The organism is Micromonospora sp. M42 (genome assembly GCF_000568915.1).
In the GTDB taxonomy this organism is placed as follows: Bacteria; Actinomycetota; Actinomycetes; order Mycobacteriales; family Micromonosporaceae; genus Micromonospora; species Micromonospora chalcea.
On sequence record NZ_KK037233.1, the window covers coordinates 3742408 to 3765555 of the forward strand.

Sequence of the window (23148 nt, forward strand, 5' to 3'; positions counted from 1 at the left end):
GCCTGGATGGGTTTCAGATGCCCCATCAGGCGCCGGAAAACGTCTACGGAAATCAAAACTGCAACCCGGCCACCGTAGCACATGATCCGCCGTGGAGCCGATGACGGTGAGTGGGTCTGGCCACACGCCGATCCGCCGCGCGCGGGCACCGGCGACCTACGGGGCCCGCCTCGGGCCGCCGGTCACGAACAGCAACATCCCGGCCGATGGCCGGGATACGAAGAGGCGCGCAAGCAGGAGTACGTGCTACCAGGACCGAGCCGGGAGCGGGCCGGCCAGTCTGCCGCCGTGGCCCGCGCTACTGCTTCTCGTTCTGCCGCAGGGCTTCCTCGAGCTGGTCTTCCAGGATGATGATCCGACAGGCGGCTTCCAGTGCGGTGCCCTGATCCACCATCTCGCGGGCCCGGGCGGCCAGGCGCAACTGGTAGCGGGAGTAGCGGCGGTGGCCGCCGGCCGAGCGGTGCGGGTTGATCAGTTTCGCCTCGTCCAGGCGGCGCAGGAAGTCCTGCGTGGTGCCGAGCATCTCTGCGGCCTGACCGATGGTGTAGGCCGGAGTGTTCTCGTCGCCGAACATGTCATCGGGGTTTCGCCCCATGTCACCTCCACATCGAGGGCCCCGGCGCATAAGCGCCGGGGCCCAGGGTTAACGGGTCAGAACACCATCTACCGACAGGAAAGTCGGCTTGTCGTATCCGCACCAGCCATCGAAGGCTTCGGGTGCGAGGATCGCATATGCGTGACCGGAGACCACCTCTCGTTCGATGGAAACTGCGGTGTCCGCCGAGCCTGGAATGACGGCTGCTGGCGGGCGATCCAACGGTGTACGGCCCTCCCTTTCCTCTGCTACTTCTCACCCTTGCGGTCGTACGGTCCGCCGGCGCCGGAACCCACGCGACTTCATGGCCCCGACACGTGCGGCGAACATCAGCTGGAGCCCTGAGCAAGCCTTGGCCCCACCTGCGTGCCCCATCGCGCATCACGCGTTGGGGCTGACGTGCTCCTACTGCCGTTCCAGGCGGAACGAATTCCGCTTCTCACCGTCCGTCGTGACCTCACGGCCGGGCGGTCCCGTCTGCGTCTTGACGGATCTCATCTCTCGACTCGAAGAAGAGTATTCCACGCTGCAGAGGATGTCTAGGCGTTCCGACCTAGATTTTCTGGTCGACCGCCCTCAGGGTCAGCGGTGTGTCCCAGCAGGCACGTGCGGGCCGCGCCGGCGGCTGAGCCCACCGCGCACCTCATCGGAGATCACAACCCCCCGGAAGTGTCGGCGTCGGTCGCTAGCCTGCCGGCGTGACGAAGATCGATGCAGAGAAGGCCACGCTGTGCGAGTTCCTCAAACACCAGCGTGCCAGCGTCCGAGCCATCCTGGCCGATCTGGACCCGACCGCCCTGCGAACGTCCGTCCTGCCTTCCGGATGGTCGCCGCTCGGCCTGGTGGAGCACCTCGGTCACGCGGAGCGCCACTGGTTCCAGGAGGTCTTTCGCGGTTCGGTGGAGCCACTGCCCTGGCCGGACGAGAACACACCGCTGCGCACGTCTCGATCGCCGGCCCAGGTCTTCGACTTCTATCGCGACCAGTGCCGGATCTCCGACGCGATCATCGCCGCGGCGCCGTTGACGGCGGAACCAGTCGGCCGGCACCCGGAGGAGCCGCTGGCGTCGCAGACCACTGACCTGCGTCGGATTGTTCTGCACGTCATCGAGGAGACCGCCCGACATGCCGGCCACCTGGATGTCGTGCGCGAACTCCTCGACGGGCGAACCGGGCTGGGCCCGCGCTGAGCCGGGCGAGCACCGGCTCAGGTCACGACGCGGACGCCGGGCCAGCGTTCGGCGGGGCGGTGACGGGCCAGTCGTTGCCGGGAGACCTCCGGGCTGACCCTGGTCGGGTTGCGTCGCCACACGCCGTCGAGCAGGTCGTCGAGGCCGTGCGGCGCACACACCGCGATCTCGTCGTACGTGTCGAGGCGTACGGCCACGGCGGTGGCGTACTCGGGCCAGGTGGCGACCGCGTCGGCGACGGTGCGCAGCGGTGTCACCGGACCGCCGCCGAACTTGGCGGGATACCAGGTGTGCACGGCGGCCTGGTTCTTCGCCTCCCACGGCGGATCCGACCATCCCGCCACCAGTCGCCGGGTGGCCCGGTCGTCGTTGTCGCGGCTCAGGTCCGCCGGGTCGAGGAAGACCACGTCGACGTCGCGCACGGACGAGGGGTCGAATCCGTGGCCGTACCGCTCGCCCCAGACGAGGTCGCGGATGACGCCCGCGCCGATCCAGGCGTCCGGGAGGCCGCAGTCCCGAACGACGCCCAGCGCCCGGATCAGCCAGGGGCTGCGCCGCACCAGGCCCCGCAGTTCGTCCTCCCGCATCGGTTCTCCTGAGATCAGGCGGGGGTCGCCGGGCCGGGTACGAGGTTGAGCACCCGCAGCGCGACGTCGACCGAGGCCTGGAGGTCTTCGCGGCTCGCGCCGGCTGCGGCGTGCACGGCGTGGCCCTCGCTGAGCGCCATCACGAACCGGGCGAGTGCCCGGCTGTCGACGCCTTCCGGGAGGTCGCCTTCCTTCGCCGCGCGGGAGAGCCGTTCCTCCAGGGCGGTCTCGGTGGCGGCCCGGCCGGCGGCCAGCATCTCGGAGATGCGGGTGTTCTCCGGGGAACAGGAGAGCCCTCCTTGGATGGAGAGGCAGCCGGCGGGGTGGTCGTCGGCGGTGAGCGCGTCGGCGCTGGCGCGCAGGAAGCTCTCCACGGCGGCGTACGCGGTGGGTTGTTCTAGTGCGGCGCGGGCGTTGGCCAGGTTGGTCTCGTGGTAGCGGGCGAAGGCACGCCGGAACAGCTCCTCCTTGCTGCCGAAGGTGGCGTACAGGCTCGGCCGGTTGATGCCCATGGCGCTGGTGAGGGAGCTGAGCGACGCGCCTTCGTAACCGTGCCGCCAGAAGACCTCGGCGGCCCGGTCGAGGACCGTCTGCTCGTCGAAGGCTCGCGGCCGTCCCGGTGTCGAAGTGCCCATGCACCTACTCTACCGCTCGGTACAGAAGTGACGCAGCGCACCAACCGATCGGTACAGAACCTTGCTACGGTGACGCCATAACCGATCAGTACAAAAGAGCGAGGGAGACGCATGACCGTCACGTTGATCACCGGCGCGAACAAGGGCATCGGTTTCGCGACCGCCGGGCAGCTTCTGGACCTGGGGCACATCGTCTACATCGGGGCGCGCGACAAGCGCAAGGGCGAGGAGGCGGCGGCGACGCTCGGCGCGCGGTTCCTGCACCTGGACGTGACCGACGACGCCTCGGTGACCGAGGCCCTGTCGACCATCGACGCGGCCCACGGCCGGCTCGACGTCCTGGTGAACAACGCGGGCGTCGCCGAGGACGGCACCGTGGACGGGCCCACAGCGCTGCGGGTGTTCGACACCAACGTGGTCGGGATCATCAGGGTCACCGAGGCGGCACTGCCCCTGCTGCGCGGATCCGCCAACCCCACGGTGGTCACGGTGTCGAGCAGCGCGGGTTCCTTCTGGGCGACGAACAACCCGGACCGGCCGGAGTTCGATCTGAGGTTCCCGCTCTACTCGGCGTCCAAGGCGGCCGCCACCATGATCACCCTCAAGTACGCCCGGTCCCAGCCGGGCATCAAGTTCAACGCGGTCGAGCCGGGCTTCACCGCCACCGACATGACCGCCGCGCTCGGCGGTGGCAGGTCACCGGCCGAGAGCGCCCGGATCGTCGTACGTCTGGCGACGCTGCCCACGGACGGCCCGACCGGGACGCTCCAGGACGAGTTCGGGCACCTGAACTGGTAGCCGCGACCGACAGCCGGGAGGGGAACCCATGACAACCATCGGCATCATCGGCGCGGGCGAGGTCGGCAGCCAGATCGCACGGGCGGCGATCGCGGCCGGGTACTCGGTCGTCATCGCCAACTCGCGCGGGCCCGAGACGTTGGCGGGCCTCGTCACCGAGCTGGGTCCGTCGGCGCGGGCGGCGTACGCCAGGGAGGCCGCGGCGGCGGGCGACTTCGCCGTCGTCGCCGTACCTCTGAAGGTCGTCAACGACATGCCGGCCGAGGAACTCGCGGGCAAGATCGTCCTGGACACGAACAACTACATGGTCTGGCGTGACGGGCACATCCCGGTCCTCGACTCGGGCGAGAAGACGGTCCACGAACTGCGTCAGGAGCAGCTCCCCACGTCGAAGGTCGCCAAGGCGTTCACCCACATCCAGGCGCCCCGCCTGCTCACCTCCGCCCGGCCCGCGGGCGCCCCTGACCGGCTGGCGCTCTCCGTCTCCAGCAACTTCCCGGAGGCGGTTGCTCTGGTGACGCGGCTGTACGACCAGTTCGGCTTCGACACCGTGGACAACAGCCCGCTGAGCGAATCGTGGCGCACCGGCCCGGGTCAGCCCGCGTGGATCCGGCACGCGCACCAGAACCGCGAGGAGCTGGCCCTCAACCTGAGGAGAGCGCGGCGCCACGCGCAGGCGTGACTCTCGGCGTCAGCGCCGGGCGTGCTCGCCGGCTCGCTCGCGGGCGGGCTCCTCCGCGGCGAACGGACTGCGCAGGCGGGTCATGGAGGCGGCGCTGATGTCCGCGGCCGGACTGCGCTCCTCGTCGGTGGCCTTGCCCCCCTCGATGCTGAAGGGATTCAGGGCGAACGTCTTGTCGGGCACGTCGTGCTCCAAGGGAATCTGCACGGCAGCACTCGACTCAGTCGTCGCGGCTGGGAAACCGTGGGAAGGGCAGGGGGTCGGCGATCAGCCGTCGAAACCCCGCATCGACAGCCTAACCCCCGTCGGCCGCCTGGGCGAGCCACGTCGACCAGGAGCACGCGGACGGGCCCGGCGCGGAGGAGTGTTCCTCCGCGCCGGGCCCGCAGGTGTCGTGCGGGTCAGGCGGCGCAGGTGGCCGTCGCGCCCTGACCGGTGCCGGTGCCCTGGAAGCCGAAGTTGGTCGTCTGCCCGGCGCCGACCTGGCCGTTGTAGCCGACGTTCGTGAACCGGACGGTGCCGCTGGTGCCGCTGGCCTGGGCGTTCCAGGTGCCGGTGATCGCCGCGCCGCCGGGCAGCGCGACGGTCACGGTCCAGCCGTTGATGCTCGCCGAGCCGGCGGTGACGTTCACGCTCGCGGTGAAGCCGCCGTTCCACTGGTTGATCGCGACCGAGGCGGAGCAGCCGTTACCGGCCGGCGGCGGCGTGGTCGGGGGCGCCGTGGTCGGCGGCGCGGTCGTCGGCGGCGCGGTGGTGGGCGGAGCAGTGGTCGGCGGGTTGGTCGTCGGCGGCGTGGTGGTGGGCGGGTTGGGCGCGCCGTTGGCCAGGCTGAAGGCCAGGTCCGGCTGGAACGAACCGGCCGTGTAGCGGCAGCCGTCCGCCTCACCCGGCGGCTTCACCCAGAGGTACGCATCGATGTTGGCGTCGCCGGTGTTCGTCGTGGGGTACTGCCCGATGCGCCGGTCGGTGTTGTCGTCGGCGCACCAGTCCCCGGCCGCTCCGCCGTTGCGGCTGGTGTCGATGACCTGCCGCTTGCCGGAGATGCCCATGCCGTTGAGGGCGGAGATGACGGCCCGGCCGAAGTTCGCCTCGCTGGACGTGGGGTTGAAGTTCGACACGTTGGTGAAGAAGCCGTCGGCGTACTGCACGCCGGCCGCGCGGAGCCGGTTGGCCGTGTCGTTCGCGCTGTTCCAGGTGGAGTGGCCGCCGTCGAGGTACACCTTGGCGTTGGGGTTGCCCGACTTGATGGTCTGGGTCGCCGTGGTGAGCGCCTGGTTGCGGGCGTTCAGCTCGCTGGTGCTCAGGCAGGTCTGCAGGGCCAGCGAGTCGGTCTCCAGGATGATCAGGACCGTCTGGTTGCCGAGCCCGCGGGCGAAGTTGGACACCCAGGTCTGGTACTGGTTGAGGTCCGGCGCGCCACCGGCGCTGGCGCCGCCGCAGTCGCGGTTGGTGATCTCGTACACCGACAGCACCGGGATCTGCTGCGCCGAGTTGGCGGCGCCGATGAACGCGGAGACCTCGGACTGGATGGTCGACGGGTTGAAGTTGGCGTACCAGCGGGCCTGCGGCTGGCTGGCGATCTTGTCGCGGATGACGGCGGCGCGGGAGTCGCCCGGGTTGGCGGCGACCCAGCGGACGACTGCCGAGGACGGGTCGCGGTAGAGCGATCCGGACACGGTGCCGGCGGACGCGCCGCCGACGGCGAGGCCGACGCCGGCGGCGGCGAGACCCGCTACGGCCGCCACGCTGATGGCCGCTGACCTGCGGCGGGCGGAGAGGATAGCCACGACGTGTTTCCTCCTGATCACATCGACGTATCTAAGTTCGTGGGAGCGTTCCCACGACGGTAACGGAGGCGGACGTCGATGCCAAGATGTGAACGTCGGTCACTGACCCGTAATCTTGCGACGGTCGACGAAGCGGCGGGAGGAAGACCAGGCATGACGGCGCTATCAGGCCAGGACCTGCCCAGGCCGGCGGACGAGGATCTGCGGACGCTGTTCGGCAAGTCCATCGCCGTCTTCGCGGCGCTCGCCGGGCCGACGCACGTGGTGGAGGCGGCGAACCCGGCATTCTTCGCCGCCATCGGTGAGGAACGCGCACGTACCGGAGTTCCGCTCGCCGAGTTGATGCCGGAACTGGACGGCCAGGGCTTCATCGCCCTGCTGGACGAGGTCTACCGGACGGGCGAGTCCTACACCGGTCACGACGCCCGGATCATGCTGGGCACCGGCTCGCAAGCGCGGGAGGCGTTCTTCGACTTCACCTACGAGGCGCGCCGCGACCCCGCCGGCACGGTGACCGGGATCCGCGTGATCGGGGTGGAGACCACGCAGGTCAAGCACGCGCAACGGCTGATGGCCGAGCACCGCGCCATGCTGGAGCAGATCGCCCGGCAGGCGCCCCTGACCGAGGTGCTCGACGGGATGGCCCGCTGCATCGAGAACCTCGCGCCGCAGGAGGTGCTCGTCTCCGTCCTGCTCGCCGACGCCGACGGCCGGCACCTGCGCCACGGCGCCGCGCCCAGCCTGCCCGACTTCTACAACGAGGCCATCGACGGGATCGCCACCGGTGAGGGCGTCGGATCGTGCGGCACCGCCGCGCACCGGCGGGAGCCGGTCGTCGTCACCGACATCGCCACCGACCCGTTCTGGGCCGACTTCCGCGATCTGGCCGAGCGGGCCGGACTCGCCGCCTGCTGGTCCACGCCGATCCTGGCCCGCGACGGCAGCCTGCTCGGCACGTTCGCCATGTACCACCGCACCCCGCGCGTCCCGCGGGACACCGATCTGGCCCTCGCCCGGGTCTTCACCGGCACCGCCGCCCTGGCCATCGAACGTCACCACATCGAACAGGCGAAGTCCGAAGCGGACGCCCGCGCGCGAGCCGCCCACGACGAGCTGGCCCGGGTGGTGCGGGCGGAGCGGGAGCTACGGGCCGAGGCGGAACAGCGCGCCGCCGCGGCGGCGGAACTCACCGCCCGGCTGCGCGCCGCCGCCGCCGCGCAGGCCGCCACTCCCCGCCCCGAGCGGTGTCAGCTCGGCGGCAGCGACGGCTGCGCCGCGCCCGCCGAGATCAAGGTCGCCGACTCGTGGGGCGACTCGGCGTGGGGCTGCCCGGTGCACGTCGAGGAAGCCGTCATCAACGTCCGTTCGGTCTTCATCGCCAACGAGGAGCTCGGCGGCCTGTCCGCCTACCTCGACCGCTGACGCTCTCAGAGCTGCACGACGTGGCCCACCCGGGGCGGCGTACGGCCGGCGAGGACGTCGAGCCAGGCGTCCCGCAGCGCCTCCGGACCGGCGCCGGCCCGCACGTCGAGCCATCCGCTCACCACCTGCGAGAACCGCTGCCAGGCGTCGGCGAACCGGGCGTCGAGGCCGTCGCGGCCCCAGTCCCGGCTGCGCTTGCGCATCTGCACCGGCGCGAAGAAGACCTCCTCGGCGGCGTCGGCGTTCGGCGTCTGCCGGGTCAGGCCGACGGCGATGTCCCGGACGAGCCGGTCGCCGAGGTGGGCCCGCAGGGCGGCCCGGTGCGCGGGCGCGCCGGACAGGTCGAGGTAGACCGTCGGCACAACGTCGAGCGCCGCGATGTCGTCGTACGCGAGGACATCGTCGTAGCAGCCGAGCGACCTGGTGAAGGCGAGGTTGCCGGGTGAGGTGAGCCCGATCAGGCGATGGCCGCGGCCGTGCAGCTCGAACGCGGCGGCGTACGCCGTCTTGCTCGACGCCGACGACAGCACCAGCGATTCCGCGCCGTACCAGTCGTTGTCGACGACCTGGTCGGCGAGCATGAACGAGGTGAAGAACAGCGGCCGGAACAGGATCAGCAGGTCCTCCTGCTCCGCCCGGTACGCGGGGTCGCCGGTGGTCGACCGGTAGGAGTTGTACGGCGAGGGCAGCCCGGCCCGGTGCGGGCTGGCGTCCCGGAAGCCGGTCCCGTCCACCCGCTCCGGGCGTACCACGAGGTGGCCGGCGGGCGGCAGGTAGCCGTAGACCCGCACGCCCGGCTCAACTCCTGACACTGTGGATGCAACCACCTCGGCGAAGCCCCACAGCGGCGGCAGTCCCCACCGCCGGTCGAGCCCGCGCGGCTCGGGCGGGAAGAACTCCCAGTAGCGCATCGCCTCGCCGAGCACCGCGTACGTCACGTTGTTGGCGGTCAGGCCGACCCGGTCCACGCGCAGCAGCACCTCCCCGTCGGCGAGGGCGGGCGCCGCGCCGTCGGCGAGCGCGGTGCGGGAGAGGTCGTCACGGGCCACAGCGAACGTCCACGAGTCAGCCATGGCCTGACGCTAGGCAGCAGCGAAACCGGAGACAAGTGCACTGGGAGTGCAAAATCCCACTCGGCGGGGTGCGCCGGCCCGACCGGCGCTCGGGTCACCGCGTCGGCCGGGCCGGGGCCGGGAGCTGGTGCCGGCGGATCAGCCGCTGCCCGATGAACGTGCGCCAGACCCGGTCGGCGACCGCCGGTTCGACGATCCAGAGCCGACGCTGCGCCTCGGCGAGCGTGAGCGGCGTGCTGAACAGGTCCAGGAACAGACGGCTGCTGCGGTTGAGCGCGAACACCTGGCCGTCGGTGCGGCGGAACAGGTGCCGGTTCGCCGGCAGGTCGCCGGGGACGCCCTCCTGCTCGTCGGACCGGATCCGCCGGTACGCGTCCCAGACCTGCTCGTCGTCGCGGTCCACGAACGCGCCGTTGGCGAGGAACTCGGTCCGGTCGTCGGTGTCGTGCCGCACCCGGTCGTGGGCGAGCACACCACGTACCGCGGTGCCGTACCGGTCGTGGTAGAAGAACGTGTGCGGGGTGTCGGTGCTGCCCAGCCAGGGACGGTGGAAGTGTCCCGGGTTGAGGTCGGCCTTGGCCCGGGCGACCTCGGCCTGCGCCGCCTCGGTCACCGGTTCGTCGTACCGGAGCATCCGGACGATGTCCGAACCCTCCACCGGCCGCACGTTCGTGATGCCGAACCGCTCCGGCTCCTTGGCGACGATGGCGCCCGGGGTCAGCATGAAGTCGCCGAGCCCGCCGAGGGTCCACAGGTCGGGGTTGTCGCGCAGGAACGCGATGCTGTCCAGCGCCTCCTCGCGGGTCTCGGTGGGAAAGCCGGTGAAGCCCATCATCTGCACGCCGATGTTGGCCTTCGTCATCGCGGTCATGGTGCGCCGTACCTGCTCCGGTCTGGTGCCCTTGTCGATCAGGTCGAGGATGCGCTGGTTGCCGGACTCGAAACCGACCGACACGGCCACGCATCCGCTGCGCCGCAGCAGCTCGCAGCGCTCGTCCGACCAGTACTTCTCCAGCCGGATCTCGGCGCCCCAGCGGAAGTCGAGCCCGCGCTCCACGACCTGCTCGGCGAAGCGCAGGATGGTCGCGGGAGCGAGCACGTCCACGGAGAAGTAGATGAACTTGGCGAACTTCGACAGCTCGGTGACGTCCGTGATCATCTTGCCGACCGTGTCCTGCCGCCACGGGCTCGTCGGGCCGTCGGTGTTCAGGCCGTAGTCGCAGAACGTGCACTTGTTCCAGTAGCAGCCGCGGGTCGGCGAGTAGTAGACGAACCGTTCCGGGCTGAGGTAGAGGTCCCAGGGCAGACCGGAGAAGTCCGGGACCGGCACCTGCGCCAGACGCTCGTAGCGCAGGGGCAGCTGGCGCTGGCGGCCGTACTTCGGGTGCAGGCGGACGTTGGGGTGCCCGGCCGGCAGGGTGCCGGTCGCCACCGCGTCCAGGATCTCCGTGTACGCGCTCTCCCCCTCCCCGACCACGATCGCGTCGAAGTCGGCGAGCACCTGGAAGACGTACTCGGGTCTGCTGGCGCACTTCCAGACGTCGGAGATCTCCGTGCCGCCCGCGACGAGGAAGACGCCCGGGCAGGCCCGGCGGACGAGCCGGGCGATCCAGAGCGCGAACGGAAGCTGCCACTGATAGGTGGCGCTGATCCCGATCACCTGGTGGCCACCGGCGGCCAGCCGCGGGATCAGCACGTCCTCGTAGTACGGCTGGAAGGGCTTGTTGAGCCGGCCGAGCAGCGCCTCGTCGGTGAGCGCGGCCACCGAGCCGATCGAGATCATCGGCGGTGGCTGCAGCCGGAAGCCGGCGCGGAACTGCCCGGGGAACCCGACCGCGCCGAGCGCGTCCATCCAGGAGATCACGCCTTCGACCGCGTCCTGGTAGTGCCGGTAGTCGTAGAACAGGTTCGGATCCTGCAACACCCCGATCGACCGGCGCAGCCGCTCCGGATCGGGGTCGGGCAGGCCGAGGTGGTTCGCCCGGGCCATCAGCGCGTCCGGGCCGCTGAGGTCGTCGGTCGAGGACCGGGACAGCTCCCGTCGCAGCCACTCGTACGCCGACGGCGTGTACGAGTGGTGGAACGCCTCGATGTTGGCGTCGATGATCTCCGCCGGCCGGTGCCCCTGTGCCCGGGCGTACGAGTCGAGGTAGTTCAGGGAGTGGTACCCCGAGGTGGGGTCGGTCAGCGGGGGGTAGATTAGTGCCGCCTTCACCGTTCCGCTCATCGACGCCTCCTCAGCCGACCCGGGCCGTGCAACCGGCCGGAATGTCCTCCTGCGCGCCCTGCGCCACCGCCGGCAGTCGCGGGGCGCCGAACGCCTTGACGTACGCCACGAGCGGCTCGGCGGCGAACCGGAACGACGCCAGGCCGTCGAAGCCCCGGTCCCACGCCGCCGACTCCAGCCCGTCGGCGTCGCAGCCCCACAACCGCGCGAAGCACTCGTCGACCACCTCGGTGCGGAAGTGGAGCCGGCCGCCCGGGCGGCGGTGTCCCGTCGTACGCGGGACGAGCGTCTCGTTCAGCGACGCCGCGGTCGCCGCGACCTGCCGCGCCGCCGCGAGCAACGCGGGGGTACGCAGCGGCGCCGCGACCATCCACAGCGCCAGGCTGCGGTACGGCGTGGTGCCGAACGCCCGCACCAGCACCCGCAGCACCGCCTCGCGGTCGCCGATGCCCCGTTCCCGGTCGGTGAGCCAGTCCCACCCACCCGGCGCCGTGCCGGTCAGGCCGCGCTCGCACGCCGCCTGGTGGGCGCGTTCCTCGACCGCCGGGTCGGCGATGTCGACCTCGGCCAGCCCGGCCAGCACCCCACGCCGGTGCCAGGCCGGCGCCTCGGGGTGCAGCAGCATCAGCACCGCCGCGGCGTCCCGGTCGCTGACCCAGTGCCCACCGACCTGCTTCCCGGCGAACCGCGACCGCCAGCTGTCGAGGAAGCGGGTGTGGAGGTTGTCGATCGGCTGGTCGCCGGCGTGCGCCGGGCACAGCTCCGGCGCGTCTGCCGCCGCCATCGACAGCAGCAGCCGCGCATCGGCGCCCTTGGCGTCCCAGGGGTCGTGCCGGCGCCAGGTCAGGAACCGGTCCACCACGGCCGCGGCCCCGGGTGGCGCGGTGCGCTCCAGCGCGCGGTACGACCGCCGTCGGAACGGCAGGTCCCGGGCGACGTCCAGCAACAGCGTGGCCTCGGCCTGGCCGAGCACCCCGGCGGCGACGGCGCGACGCAGCTCGACCCGGATGTTCACGAGCGGCTCGCTCAACGTGCGGTGGCCCTCCTCGGCGGGCCCGTGCACCACCGCCACCTCGTCGTCGCCGGTGACGACACCGTCGCGGTAGAGCTGGAACACCTCGCCCACGCCACGCATGCCGAATGGCCACAGCTCGGCGGCGCGCAGCGCACCCATGCTGGCCGCGCCGGCCACTGTCACCCCGCGGTCGAGCAGGTCGAGGATCTCCCGGTGGCGTACGGGCGGGTGTTGCAGGAAGAACCCGTCGACGACGAGGACCCGGTCGCCGGGGCCGACGTCCAGGCGGAGCAGGTCGCCGTGCGCGACGGGCGGCAGCACCACCGCGTCGGGCAGCAGCCGGCCGACCTCGTCGGCCGGCAGGCTCGGACCGATGAAGACGACGTCAGTCACGGGGCACTCCTGGTCGGGTGCTCAGGGCCCGCTCGTCGAACATCCGCAGGCCGGGGGCGAAAACCTTGCTCACCGGGATGCCGATGTCGTCGTGCGTCAGGTCGACGCTGAACGGCTCGACGCCGGTGATCCGCTGCACCCGCGACGCGAGCTCGCGCAGCACCTGGGTCACGTCCCCGGCGGGCGGGGGGTCGCGGCGGACCGGCCGGACCGGCCGGTCGACGGTGGGTGGCGGCACCGGCGGCGCGCCGACGTCGTGGTACGCGGTGGCGTCGATGTCGTCCCGGGCCCCGGAGACCATGACCAGCCGCGACTGTGCCGCCTCCGACATGGCCCGGCCGACAGCGATCTCCGGATCCACGTGGCAGCCGAAGCCGCCGAAGGTGACCGGCAGGTCGGGGGACCAGATCGAGGCGGCGTAGCAGGGCACGCCGACCGCGTTCGTGATGTCGCAGACCTCCACCCAGCAGCCGGCCCGCACCAGCGCCTCGTGCACGGTGCGGGTCATCGCGTTCGTGGCGGTGCCCGGGTCGGTGTAGGTGCGCTCGGCCAGCGGCGAGGTGCAGTACGGGGCGATGCAGTCGCGCTCGACGACCTCCAGCAGGGCGTGCAGGCTGGCCTCGGCGAAGGTGTTGCCGGTGGCCAGCCCGTTGCTGCTGGGGGTGAACAGGGCGCGGTCCCAGCCCCGCCGGACGGTGAAGTCGAGTTCGATCGTGGCGCGCGGCACCAGGCAGGGCGCTCCGGTCACCAGCCCACGGCCGGCCACCCAGTCGAGTTCGACGGCGGGGGTCAGGGGCGACCGCTCCGCCAGGTGCAGCCACCGGACGTCGTACGGCAGGTCGAGCGCCTCGGCCGGGGACCGGACGGCGGTCCCCGGCCGGAGGTTCTCGGCATGCCAGGACTCGATGCTCTCCATCACCGCGCTGACCCGGGACTGCGTCGCCGTGGCGCCGGTGCCGACGCTCACCGCCATGGTGGCTCCGACCGGCCGGTAGGCGACGTGCACCGGTAGGCCGATCTCGTCGAGCCGGGTGATGTCGGCGACCCGGGTGATCCGGAACCGGTCGAGCATGCCGCCGACCCGTGCCCAGGTCTGCTCCACAGTGGCCGTCCGGTAGGTGCCGGATCGGAACGCGATGGTCTCGGTCGTGTCAGTCATCGAGGCTCCCGGCGGGGTGCGGAGGGGAACTCAGACGATGAGGACGGCGATGATGTTGACGTTGTTGTCGGCCGCCGGCGCCACGCCACCGGCGACGGTCTCCAGCTCGGCCTCGGTCAGCTCGTTGAGGTCGACCAGCGGCACCTCGGGCACGTGCAGCACGTGCCGGCCGGGCGTACCGGACCAGTCGGCGACGATCTGCTCCTTGGTGTAGAGCGTGGCGGGCTGGGCGCGGTCGACCTCGACGGTGGCGCCGGGGGCGACCGGCAGGCCGGCCGCCGTCGCGTAGCCGGTCGGGTCGGCGAGGAGCCGCTGCAGTTCCTCGTCGCTGCGCCACACCGCGGTGACCAGTTCCGAGTACTTGGTCACGAATCTCGCGCCGTATTCCTGCTCGTCGTTGCTCATCGTTCGGTCCTTTCCTGGGGCTGCGGGCCGGGCGGTTAATTGCTGTGGCGAGAACGCTAGGAAGATCGAGGTTCGGCAATCAAGGATTTCCGCTGACTGCCATCAGAATCTGCCGTGCCGGCCGGCGGGCGGCAGACATCGGTGTCAGGTGCAGCAGCACGGGCAGCAGCACGCGCAGCTGGAGTCCAGGCCGGCGACGACGCTGTCCAGCTCGTCCTCGGCCAGCTCCGCCTCGGCCACCGGCAGCAGCGAGGGCACGAAGAGCACGAAGGCGCCGCTGGACTCCGCCAGCTCCCACGACTTGACCTGCACCTCGAGGTCCGGATCGGCGTCGGCGACGTCCCGGACCACCCGGACCTGCACCTCTTCGGGCAGGTGAAGGCCATAGCCGGCGAGGAACCCCCGCGGGTCCCGGTCGAGCGCCTGCTCCTTGGCCGGGTCGGCCCAGACGTCGGCGACCAGCCGGCTGTACGCGGCCACGAAGACCGCTCGATCGACATTTGTCACACCCCTGCTCCCTTCGACGGTCAGCCACCCACGACGACACCGGGGGCGGCGACAGGCAGCGCGGGAGGGTCCGGGCCGCCGGTTCCCGATTCATCGTGGGCCACCGGCCGTTCCGGCCCGCCCGACGAGTGGGAATTTCATCGAATGCGGCCGCGACAGGTCCGCGCCGCGGCGAAAGCCGGGTAATGGAAATCAACGGCGTGACGCGGATTGGCGATTCTAATGATTGTCATCAGTGTGAACAAGTAGTAATTCCTCGCCTGTCACCCGCGCGGCGCCCGCACCTACGCTGCGATCGTCGGATCGCCCACCGTGACAGCGGTCCGGCGGCTGCCGTGTTCCGTCACCGAGTGCTGCCGGAGGCCACCGTGACCATCGACGAGGTGACGACGACACCCGGCGGCCCGGCCGGGTACAGCGTGGACGAACTCGCCCGCAAGGTCGGCATGTCGCCGCGCAACATCCGCGCCCACCAGGCCCGGCGGCTGCTGCCCCCACCGGTTCGGCACGGCCGGGCCGCGCTCTACGACGACTCCCACGTCCGCCGGCTGGACGCGATCCTCGCCCTGCAGCGGCAAGGCTTCAACCTGGTCTCCATCGAGGCCATGCTCGGGGTCCGGGCCGGTGACGAGGCGCCGGACGGGCTGACCGCGATGCTGCAGCGCCTGGCCGCCGACCGTCCCGCGCTGGCCCATGCACTGACCCGGCACGGCGTGATCGGACGAGCCGACGACGGCACCGTCCGCACCTCCCGGCCACGTCCGCTGCGCGCCGCCCTGGACCTGCATCGGGTACGGGTGGGCACGGTGCCGGCGTTGCAGACCCTCAGCGAGGTGCTGGACAGCCTCCGGCCGGTCGCCGACGATCTGGTCGCCGCCGTCACCGCCCGGCTGCTGGCCCTCGCGCCGGAGCTGGTGCGCAGCGGCAACCGATCGTCCTGGGCCGACCTCGACCGGGAGACCCTGCTGTTGACCCAGGGCGTGGTCGGCGTGCTCACCGAGGCGTTCCGGCTGGCCGTGGAGAACCAGGCCGAGGCGCACGTCGCGGAACTGCTGGAGAACCACCTCGGCACGGACGTGTGCGTGGAGGACGGCGCGGTCATCGACAACGGCTGACCGGCCCTCAGCCCGTCGCGGGCTGCCCGTCCGGCTGCCGGCTCTCCACCACGGCGTCGGACCGTTCCGGCTGGTCCACGAGTTGCCGTCGCGCCAGCCGGTGGAACAGCCCGTCGGGCTGGTCCATCAACTCGTCGTAGGTGCCCCGCTGGACGATCCGCCCCGCTTCGAGCTCTTTTTTTGGTGTCCGCCGCGCGGACCGTGGACAGCCGGTGGGCGATCACCAGCCGGGTCGCGGCCAGGTCCGCGGTGCTCCTGGTGACCACCTCCTGGGTCCGGTTGTCCAGCGCGCTCGTCGCCTCGTCGAGGAAGATGATCCGGGGCCGGGGAGCCAGCGCGCGGGCGATCAGCACCCGCTGACGCTGCCCGACGGAGAGCGTCCCGCCGCCGAACGGCACCATGGTGCTCATCCCCATCGGCAGCGCCTCCAGGTCGTCGGCGAGGCCGGCCATCCGCGCCGCCTCCCAGACCTGGTCCAGCGGGAAGCTGCCGGCGCCGCAGATGTTGTCCCGCACCGAGCCGGCGAAGAGCTGGCCGTCCTGCAGGACCACCCCGCACTGCCGGCGGACCGCGTGCACGTCGAGTTCGGCGAGGTCCTGGCCGTCGTAGAGCACCGCGCCCTGCTGCTGGCGTTCGAAACCGAGCAGCAACCGGAGCAGTGTGGACTTCCCGCAGCCGCTCGGCCCGACGATGGCGACGAACTCACCCGGGCGCACGTGCAGGTCGATGTCGACGAGCACCGGCGGCTCGTCCGGCTGGTAGGCGAAGGTGACCCGGTGCAGTGCGACCTCACCGCGCAGCTCGCCCGGGTCCACCCGGTCCGGCCGGGCCTCGGGGTCGGCGCGCAGGATGTCCCGCAGGCCGCCCAGGCGGGGCACCGCCGCGATCACTTCGACCCCGGCCGACACCAGCACGAGCAGCGCGCCGAGCAGCATCGCGAAGCTGACGTTGAGGACGAAGAAGTCGGCCGGCGTGACCCGGCCGGCGAGCGGTCCCATCAGCACGGCGAACAGGACCAGTTGACCGGCGACCGGGAGCACCGTGGCGAACGCGACCAGGCCCGCCTGGCTCTGCCGGACCCGTTGCAGCGCCGCCCGGGCCACCGCGGCCACCTCCGACCAGCGGGCGTGCGCCCGGGCCTCGGCGGCCGCCACCTTGATCTTGACGATTCCCCCGAGCAACTGGTTGGTCATCGCCGCCGCCCGGTGCTCGGCCGGAAGCGCGATCCGTTGCCGGCGGACGATCAGGACGGCGAACGCGCCGAAGGCCAGCATGGTGACGGCGACGATCCCCGCCCCCCACAGCCCGAGCACGGGCTCGACCACCAGGAGCAGGCCGAGGGTCACCGCGACGGTCGCGGCCGCGGAGACGAGCTGCGGCAGCAGCGCGCTCAGCGCCTCGCCGACGAACGAGATCCCCAACATCGAGTTGGCGATCTCACCACTGCTGCGACCGGTGAAGAACCGGGCGGGCAGCCGCATGAGCCGGTCCCAGAGCGCCAGGTGCGCGCCGGACTGCAACCGGCCCTCCAACCGCAGCAACCGCAGGTTCTGCACCACGCCGACCAGTCCCGCGACCACAGCGGCGCTGAGCATCAGCGCGAGGAAACCGAACAGGCCGTCCACCTCGCCCTGCCGGGCCAACTGGCCCAGTACCTCGCCGGTGGCCAGCGGCACGCCCAGGCCCAGCAGCGCCACGCAGGCGGCGGCGACGAGCAGCCCGCGCAGGTCGCGGGCCGCACCGACGAGCCCGGCCCGCAGCAGGTGGCGCATCCGGGCGGCCTGCGGCAGCGGCGCCTGCACCTGGGTCGCCTCGGCGGCGAACGTCGCGGCGACCGTCGCGTCGAGGGGCCCGTACGCCCGGGTCTCCGGGTCGACGTGGTGGTAGCGGCCCCGGCGGAACACCAGCGGCACCGCGACGGCCCGGGACGGGTCGTCGCCGGTCCGCCACCCCACGAGCGGCCCCAGGTCCCGCCGCCACCACCGGTCCGGAAGCCGCACCTCGCGCAGGAACAGGCTGGACGCCCGGGACACCGCACGCACCGCCACCCGGTCGTCAAGTGGCGCGCCGCTACGGTCGGCCGGCTCGTTGACCGGGCTGCCCATCCCCTCGGTGACCACCCGGACCACCGAGGCCGCCCGCCCGTACCTGTCGAAGCCGGCCTCGGTGTCCGGAACCGGGAGCGAACCGCCCGCGCCGATCACCCCGAGCGACCGGCGGGCCGCCGCGGCGAGCACCTCGGCGTCGATCTGCCGGCGCCGCTCCACGCCGCTCAGCAGGGCCGCGTCGGCCTCCTCGACGCGGGTCTCCACCATCCGCAGCAGCCGCACCACGTGCTGGTCGACCGCCGACCGGAGCTGACCGCTGACCAGCAGGTCCCAGCTGCCGTGGCTCTCCACCGCGCACGGCGACTCGGCCACCACCCAGTCCCGCTCGGCGACCAGCAACAGCTCCCGCTCCCCCGACATCTCCGCCGGACCGCCGTCGTTGCGGCGCAACTGCCCGCCGGCGCTGCGCAGCCACCAGGCACCGCCGGTGGAGACGAGGGCGCTCCCCTGCGCCAGCGACACGATCTCGCGCCCGCTCAGGGTGGACGCCTCCCGGGGCGCCTGCCCGCGGCGCAGCGCGTCGGCGACGGCCACCAGCACCAGGTCCACCGCCGCGACCAGCTCCGCCGCGGCGCGCCGCGCCCGCGGCGACACCTCCTCGTCCGCCGGGAGGCCGGGCCGTACCTGCCGCTCCAGCAGCGACAGGTGGGGCCGGGACAGCCCGCGCAGGTCCGTGCCGGGCAGCGGCACCAGGATCAGCTGCCACACACCGATCGCGGTGGACGTCGGCACCAGGCCACCCGCCGGCAGCCGGGCCACGTGGTGCCGGCGCGACGGGTTCGTCCCGGCCCGGCGCACCGCGAACAGGTCGGCCTCGCCGCCGGTCACCAGCCAGCCCGCCACCGTGTCGTCGAGCCGGCAGACCTGGCGTACGCCGTCGGCGCAGAAGCCGATCAGATTGCCGGGCGAGGGATTCTCCACCGCGCCGCTCATCAGCGTCTCCTCGGGTCGTCGTGGTCAGTGGTCCCGGACCAGGCGTGCGTACGCGCCGTCGCGGGCGACCAGTTGCTCGTGGGTGCCGCGCTCCACCTCCCGGCCGCCGTCCAGCACGACGATCAGGTCGCAGTCGCGGACCGTGGACAGGCGGTGGGCCACGATCAGGCAGGTCGCCCCCCGCCGCCGCAGGTGCCTGTCGATCTGGCGTTCGGTCTCGGCGTCCAGCGCGCTGGTCGCCTCGTCGAGCACGAGAACCCGGGGATTGCGGACGAGCGCGCGGGCGATCTCGAGCCGCTGCCGCTGCCCGCCGGAGAAGTTGCGGGCGTTCTCCCGTACCGGGCTGGCCAGGCCGCCCGGCCGGGCCGCCACCTCGTCGTAGAGGCAGGCGTCGGTCAGCGCGGTGACGACGTCCTCGTCCGCGACTGTGAGGTCCCACATGGTGACGTTGTCGCGCACCGTGCCCTCGAACAGCCGCTGGTCCTGGTCCACCATGGCCACCGTGGCCGCCCAGAGTCCGTCGTCGGTCCCCGGCCGTTCGAGGCCGTCCACGGTGACCCGCCCGGTCCACGGGCGGTAGAGCCCGGCCACCAGCCGGCCCACTGTCGACTTGCCGCTGCCCGACCGCCCGACGAGCGCCACCCGGGCACCCGGCGGCAGGTCCAGGCTGAAGTTCTCCAGCAGCGGCCGGCCCAGCGGGTTGTAGCCGAAGGTGACGTCCTCGATGCGCAGGTGCCCCTCCATCGGCGCCAACGGCCCGGCGGGCCGGTCCCCGGCCGACGGCAGCGGGTACCGCTCCACGTCCCGCAGCCGGTTGAGGTCGGCGCTCATGTCCTGCAGCCGCGAGCCCAGCGCGGTCAGGTTGCCCAACGGCCGGTTCATCGCGGCGGCCAGGCTCTGCATGCCGACCAGCACGCCGACGCTCATCGCCTCCGCCACCACCTGCCGGCTGCCCAGCCCCAGCAGCACGGCGGTGGTCCCGGAGGCGAGGAACGCGGGCAGGACGGAGAGCACAGCGGTGGGCACCCCCAGCCGCTGCTGGCGGGTGGCGACTGTGGCGTGGCGCGCCGCGAACCGGGCCACGGCGCGTTCCTCCTCGCCACCGGCCTTCACCGTCTCGATCATCTGGACCGTGGTGTAGACGGTGGTCACCAGCTTGCTGCGGTCCGCCTGGAGCCCGGCGACGGCTGTCGACCGGGTCGAGGCGACGTAACGCAGCACGCTCACGTTCAGCCCGGCGAGGACCGCCGCGCACAGTCCGAGCAGCAGGTCGTACTGGCAGAGCAGCGCCCCGTACGCCAGCACCAGGCCGGTGTCCACCACCGTGGTGGCCGCGCGGCGGGTGAGCACCTCGGCGACCACCTCGTTGCCCCGGACCCGCTGGCTGAGGTCGGCGGCCTGCCGCTGGTCGAAGAAGGCCGGCGGCAGCCGCAGCAGATGTCGGAAGAACCGGGCCGCGCTGCTCAGGGCGAGCGCCGTCTCCGCGCGCACGGTCAGGCGTTGCTGGAGCAGGCCGGCCAGGAAGGTCAGCACGGTGGCCACCGCCACCGCCGCCACCAGGCCGGCGAACGCGGCCCGGTCCTCCTGGAGCAGCACCCGGTCGACGAAGACCTTCGCCATCACCGGGATGGTCAAGCCGACCACGGCGATCAGCAGGCCGAGCAGCAGCATCTGCGCGATCGCCGAGCCCGGGCCGCGCCACCGTTCGGCCAGCGCCCGCACCAGCCGGTAGCGGGTGCCGCCCGGCCGGAACTCCGGGCCGGGCTCCATGGTGAGCGCGATGCCGGTGAAGGCGCCGTCGAACTCCTCCCAGCTCACCGCGCGGGGGCCGGTGGCCGGATCGTTTATGAAGACCTTGCGGCCGAGCCCCTCCAGCACCACGAAGTGCTCGAACCGCCAGAACAGCACCGCCGGCAGCGCCACCGTGGCCAGGCCGGCCAGGTCCATCTGGAAGCCCTTCGCCACCATCCCGTACCGGCGGGCGCCCCGGAGCACAGTGGCCGCTGTGGAGCCGTCCCGGCTCACCCCGCACACCCGGCGCAGCTCCTCCAGGGGTACGTGCCGGCCGTGGTGGGCGAGCAGGATGCCGAGCGCGGCGGCGCCGCACTCCACCGCCTCCATCTGGATCAGGGTGGGCGTACGGACCCGTCGACGCCGGATGCGGGGAGGCTCCGGCGTTCCGGTGGCGGCGGTCGGGGGCGCGCTCATCGTCCCAGCAACCAGTCGATCGGGTGTTCCTGGTCCACTGTGAACCAGGCGGTGACCTCGCTGGCCGAGTTGAGCTGGAACGGCGGCGGGGACTTGGTCCAGCGCAGGCCACCCGGGGCCGCCGGGTCGGGCTCCAGGGTGACTGTCACCCGGACCACGCTGCCCCGGGCGAGCAGCCGCCGGACGTCCGGCCCGGTGCCCAGGAAGGCGCGCAGCGAGGCCTCGGTCTCCGGGAAGGCGCCGATGGTGGTCACCCGGCCGGCCAGGGTGCCGAACACGTTGCGGGGCGCCGCCGCGGCGGCCACCTCGACGGGTACGCCCGGTTGCAGCAGGGGCGCGGCGACGGCGGGAGCGTAGACGACGGCCTGCAACGCGTCCCCGGCGGTGTCGAGCCGTTCCAGGTCGGCCAGGTGCGTGCCGGGGGTGACGATCTCGCCCTCCGAGACCAGCCAGGCCACGACGTACGCGTCACCCGGCGCGTTCTCCACCCGCACCTTGCCGTCCATGGTGCGCAGGCTGTAGAGGGGCGTGCCCTTCGTGACCCGCTGGTGCGGCGACGCCCACACCTTGGTGACCTGGCCGCTGTCGAGCGCATCGAGGGCGGAGATCCCGTTGGAGTGGATCAGCACCCCGGCGGCCTCGACGGTCCGGGGCACCACGGTGCGCACCGACCAGACCCCGGCGGCCACCACGACGATGACCAGCGCCATGGTGGCCAGCCAGTTCGGCACCGTGGTCAGCCGGACCGCGCGGTCGAGCTGCTCGGGCGCCTCCAGCTGACGCAGCGCCTGCCGCCGGAACTTCACGGCCGGGCCCCCGTGTCGGCGGGACGGCGGGAGCCGAGCAGGAAGTCGGCCACGCTCGGTTCGACGAGCGGATCGAGCCCGGACAGCTCGGCGAAGGCCTGGGAGTCCCCGGCGCCGAGGGCGCACGGCGCCAGCCCCATGGCGGTGGCGACGAGGTACATCTGCTGGGTCAGCACACCCGCGTCCTTGAGAATCATGGCGTAGCTCATCCCTTCGTACTTCCACATCAGCCGCTGGACCCGGGCGGTGACCACCAGGACCGTCTGCGGCGGCCGGGGCATGGCGCCGGCCGCCCGGGCGTACGCCAGCAGCCGGTCGGCGGCCGCGCCCCAGCCGGCGACCGGCTCCAGCCGGTGCCCGACGCCGTCGTAGTGGTAGAGCCCGGGGTCGAGCCCGGCGCAGCGTGCGACAAGCGGATAGATCTCCAGCTCGTAGACGCCGCCGCCGCCCGGGTAGGGCCGGTGGCCCACCTCCTGTCCACCGGCCTCGCCGACGACTGTGGTGTGCTGCGACCGGTACAGGAACTCGGCCAGCCGCTCCAGGGGCAGCGGCGAGGTGTCGTCGTGTTCGCGCACGCTGCGCCGGTCCGCGACGACCTGGCTGAACGCGGGATCCGCCTTGGCGATCGTCGCCAGGTCGGGCAGCGGCAGCTCGACCGCCCGGCCCCCGTCGTACGGGCGGCGCAGCGGCTGCGGCGCGAAGCGTTCCCGCATCCGGTAGGTGCCGCCCACCGGCAGCGCGTGCCGGCCGGCCCGGGAGCGGTGGTGCAGCCGCAGCTCCTCCGGCGACCAGTAGGCGAGCGGCGTGTCGTCGTGCTCCGCCTCGTACTCGGCGTCGGTGACCAGGATCCGGGCGGTGGCCAGCTCGTCGAGCACCCGCCCGGCGGCCTCCGGCGGCACGCCGAGCATGCGGGCCACCGTGTCGGGTCCGAGGCCCGGCACGGCGGCGGCCAGCACCGCGCCGACGGCGGCGTCGGCGCAACCGACGGTGAGGGTGCTCAGCGACGACGCGGCCACCAGCGTCCCCCGATCGTGCTGGAGGGTGGCGAAGCGGGAGAGCCGGTAGCGGACCCCGGGGGTGTGCGGGCGGCTCTCCGGCAGGCTGCCCCGGCCCAGTCCGGTGGGCACGAGGTCGAGCAGCGCCCGGTCGTCGACCTGGACGCGGCGCTCCAGCCAGGAGTGGGCGAGCAGCCGGCGCAGCAGCAACTGCGCCGGCAGCACCCGGCTCTCCCCCTCCAGGCCGCTGATCAGCCGGCCGACCTCGACGTCGCCGACCCAGTCGGCGGCGAGGCGCAGCAGCAGCGCCCGCCGGCCCATGCCGGGTCGCTCCAGGGTGAGCCGGAAGCGGGTCTGCCGCAGCAGCAGCGAGCCGTCCTCACCGAGCCGCAGCTCCGCGTCACGGCGCAGCCGGTACGACTCCTGGACCGGAGGACCGCCGCCGGCGCCGTTCACGACGACCGCCGCCGACCGGTCGGGTCCGCCACTGTGGTCATCCCCCACCATC

General features: G+C 72.4%; 19 protein-coding genes and 1 pseudogene. 5 read left to right on the forward strand and 15 right to left on the reverse strand.

Going from position 1 to position 23148, the window contains the following annotated elements; all coding sequences use genetic code 11:
* Positions 1–298: 298 nt before the first annotated feature.
* A complete protein-coding gene (locus MCBG_RS17040) occupies positions 299–595 on the reverse strand; it encodes a helix-turn-helix domain-containing protein (protein ID WP_043326983.1) in 297 nt (98 codons plus the stop codon).
* A 698-nt stretch (positions 596–1293) separates the two neighbouring features.
* On the opposite strand from MCBG_RS17040, the gene MCBG_RS17045 reads away from it, so the two are divergent.
* The gene (locus MCBG_RS17045) at positions 1294–1785 is read left to right on the forward strand and encodes a DinB family protein (protein WP_140946146.1); all 492 of its coding nucleotides are present in this window, start codon (positions 1294–1296) and stop codon (positions 1783–1785) included.
* A 17-nt stretch (positions 1786–1802) separates the two neighbouring features.
* Here the strand turns inward: MCBG_RS17045 and MCBG_RS17050 are convergent, their stop codons facing one another.
* Positions 1803–2372, reverse strand: coding sequence for a nucleotidyltransferase family protein (locus MCBG_RS17050; RefSeq protein WP_043326985.1), 570 nt, complete (start codon positions 2370–2372; stop codon positions 1803–1805).
* A gap of 14 nt (positions 2373–2386) precedes the next feature.
* The gene (locus MCBG_RS17055; RefSeq protein WP_043326987.1) at positions 2387–3007 is read right to left on the reverse strand and encodes a TetR/AcrR family transcriptional regulator; all 621 of its coding nucleotides are present in this window, start codon (positions 3005–3007) and stop codon (positions 2387–2389) included.
* A 111-nt stretch (positions 3008–3118) separates the two neighbouring features.
* Here MCBG_RS17055 and MCBG_RS17060 point away from each other — a divergent pair, with 111 nt between their 5' ends.
* Complete coding sequence (locus MCBG_RS17060) at positions 3119–3805, forward strand: SDR family NAD(P)-dependent oxidoreductase (RefSeq protein WP_043326989.1); 687 nt, start codon at positions 3119–3121, stop codon at positions 3803–3805.
* A 28-nt stretch (positions 3806–3833) separates the two neighbouring features.
* Positions 3834–4487, forward strand: coding sequence for an NADPH-dependent F420 reductase (locus tag MCBG_RS17065; RefSeq protein WP_043326991.1), 654 nt, complete (start codon positions 3834–3836; stop codon positions 4485–4487).
* A 9-nt stretch (positions 4488–4496) separates the two neighbouring features.
* Here MCBG_RS17065 and MCBG_RS17070 read toward each other — a convergent pair whose 3' ends face one another.
* Both MCBG_RS17070 and MCBG_RS17075 read right to left on the reverse strand, forming a co-directional pair.
* Entirely contained in the window at positions 4497–4694 is a 198-nt protein-coding gene (locus tag MCBG_RS17070; RefSeq protein WP_043326993.1) for a hypothetical protein, read from the reverse strand.
* A gap of 194 nt (positions 4695–4888) precedes the next feature.
* Entirely contained in the window at positions 4889–6274 is a 1386-nt protein-coding gene (locus tag MCBG_RS17075; RefSeq protein ID WP_043326995.1) for a glycoside hydrolase family 6 protein, read from the reverse strand.
* A 153-nt stretch (positions 6275–6427) separates the two neighbouring features.
* Here MCBG_RS17075 and MCBG_RS17080 point away from each other — a divergent pair, with 153 nt between their 5' ends.
* On the forward strand, positions 6428–7696 hold the full coding sequence (locus MCBG_RS17080; RefSeq protein ID WP_043326997.1) for a GAF domain-containing protein: 1269 nt from the start codon (positions 6428–6430) through the stop codon (positions 7694–7696).
* 5 nt (positions 7697–7701) lie between these two features.
* Here the strand turns inward: MCBG_RS17080 and MCBG_RS17085 are convergent, their stop codons facing one another.
* The 6 genes from MCBG_RS17085 to MCBG_RS17110 all read right to left on the reverse strand — a co-directional run bounded on the left by MCBG_RS17085 (position 7702) and on the right by MCBG_RS17110 (position 14475).
* Positions 7702–8769 (reverse strand): DUF2855 family protein, encoded by a 1068-nt coding sequence (locus MCBG_RS17085; protein WP_043326999.1) that lies wholly within the window; start codon positions 8767–8769, stop codon positions 7702–7704.
* A 94-nt stretch (positions 8770–8863) separates the two neighbouring features.
* Entirely contained in the window at positions 8864–10996 is a 2133-nt protein-coding gene (locus MCBG_RS17090; RefSeq protein ID WP_084789551.1) for a B12-binding domain-containing radical SAM protein, read from the reverse strand.
* A gap of 10 nt (positions 10997–11006) precedes the next feature.
* A complete protein-coding gene (locus MCBG_RS31205; RefSeq protein ID WP_051611251.1) occupies positions 11007–12404 on the reverse strand; it encodes a TfuA-like protein in 1398 nt (465 codons plus the stop codon).
* Positions 12397–13563 (reverse strand): YcaO-like family protein, encoded by a 1167-nt coding sequence (locus MCBG_RS17100; RefSeq protein WP_043327001.1) that lies wholly within the window; start codon positions 13561–13563, stop codon positions 12397–12399. The genes MCBG_RS31205 and MCBG_RS17100 overlap by 8 nt, the downstream gene beginning before the upstream one ends.
* Before the next feature lie 30 nt (positions 13564–13593).
* Entirely contained in the window at positions 13594–13968 is a 375-nt protein-coding gene (locus tag MCBG_RS17105) for a hypothetical protein (RefSeq protein WP_043327003.1), read from the reverse strand.
* 144 nt (positions 13969–14112) lie between these two features.
* A complete protein-coding gene (locus MCBG_RS17110) occupies positions 14113–14475 on the reverse strand; it encodes a hypothetical protein (RefSeq protein WP_124778775.1) in 363 nt (120 codons plus the stop codon).
* 446 nt (positions 14476–14921) lie between these two features.
* On the opposite strand from MCBG_RS17110, the gene MCBG_RS35240 reads away from it, so the two are divergent.
* A complete protein-coding gene (locus tag MCBG_RS35240) occupies positions 14922–15590 on the forward strand; it encodes a MerR family transcriptional regulator (RefSeq protein WP_240925549.1) in 669 nt (222 codons plus the stop codon).
* 302 nt (positions 15591–15892) lie between these two features.
* Here MCBG_RS35240 and MCBG_RS34810 read toward each other — a convergent pair.
* The 4 genes and pseudogenes from MCBG_RS34810 to MCBG_RS34175 all read right to left on the reverse strand — a co-directional run.
* A pseudogene (locus MCBG_RS34810) lies at positions 15893–18631 on the reverse strand (ATP-binding cassette domain-containing protein); the annotation flags it as partial.
* Between the two features lie 24 nt (positions 18632–18655).
* Entirely contained in the window at positions 18656–20839 is a 2184-nt protein-coding gene (locus tag MCBG_RS17125; RefSeq protein ID WP_051611255.1) for an NHLP family bacteriocin export ABC transporter peptidase/permease/ATPase subunit, read from the reverse strand.
* Complete coding sequence (locus tag MCBG_RS17130; RefSeq protein ID WP_043327011.1) at positions 20836–21645, reverse strand: HlyD family efflux transporter periplasmic adaptor subunit; 810 nt, start codon at positions 21643–21645, stop codon at positions 20836–20838. Before MCBG_RS17130 ends, MCBG_RS17125 begins: the two co-directional genes overlap by 4 nt.
* Complete coding sequence (locus tag MCBG_RS34175; RefSeq protein WP_051611257.1) at positions 21642–23147, reverse strand: SagB/ThcOx family dehydrogenase; 1506 nt, start codon at positions 23145–23147, stop codon at positions 21642–21644. The genes MCBG_RS17130 and MCBG_RS34175 overlap by 4 nt, the downstream gene beginning before the upstream one ends.
* Position 23148: the final 1 nt, after the last annotated feature.

Bases quoted from the DNA above. Each gene is read 5' to 3' on its own strand.
- MCBG_RS35240 (WP_240925549.1), top strand. From the start codon at position 14,922: ATGTCGCCGCGCAACATCCGCGCCCACCAGGCCCGGCGGCTGCTGCCC.
- MCBG_RS17040 (WP_043326983.1), bottom strand. From the start codon at position 595: ATGGGGCGAAACCCCGATGACATGTTCGGCGACGAGAACACTCCGGCC.
- MCBG_RS17085 (WP_043326999.1), bottom strand. From the start codon at position 8,769: ATGGCTGACTCGTGGACGTTCGCTGTGGCCCGTGACGACCTCTCCCGC.
- MCBG_RS17060 (WP_043326989.1), top strand. From the start codon at position 3,119: ATGACCGTCACGTTGATCACCGGCGCGAACAAGGGCATCGGTTTCGCG.
- MCBG_RS17125 (WP_051611255.1), bottom strand. From the start codon at position 20,839: ATGAGCGCGCCCCCGACCGCCGCCACCGGAACGCCGGAGCCTCCCCGC.
- MCBG_RS34175 (WP_051611257.1), bottom strand. From the start codon at position 23,147: ATGGTGGGGGATGACCACAGTGGCGGACCCGACCGGTCGGCGGCGGTC.
- MCBG_RS17100 (WP_043327001.1), bottom strand. From the start codon at position 13,563: ATGACTGACACGACCGAGACCATCGCGTTCCGATCCGGCACCTACCGG.
- MCBG_RS17105 (WP_043327003.1), bottom strand. From the start codon at position 13,968: ATGAGCAACGACGAGCAGGAATACGGCGCGAGATTCGTGACCAAGTAC.
- MCBG_RS17050 (WP_043326985.1), bottom strand. From the start codon at position 2,372: ATGCGGGAGGACGAACTGCGGGGCCTGGTGCGGCGCAGCCCCTGGCTG.
- MCBG_RS17055 (WP_043326987.1), bottom strand. From the start codon at position 3,007: ATGGGCACTTCGACACCGGGACGGCCGCGAGCCTTCGACGAGCAGACG.
- MCBG_RS17090 (WP_084789551.1), bottom strand. From the start codon at position 10,996: ATGAGCGGAACGGTGAAGGCGGCACTAATCTACCCCCCGCTGACCGAC.
- MCBG_RS17065 (WP_043326991.1), top strand. From the start codon at position 3,834: ATGACAACCATCGGCATCATCGGCGCGGGCGAGGTCGGCAGCCAGATC.
- MCBG_RS17080 (WP_043326997.1), top strand. From the start codon at position 6,428: ATGACGGCGCTATCAGGCCAGGACCTGCCCAGGCCGGCGGACGAGGAT.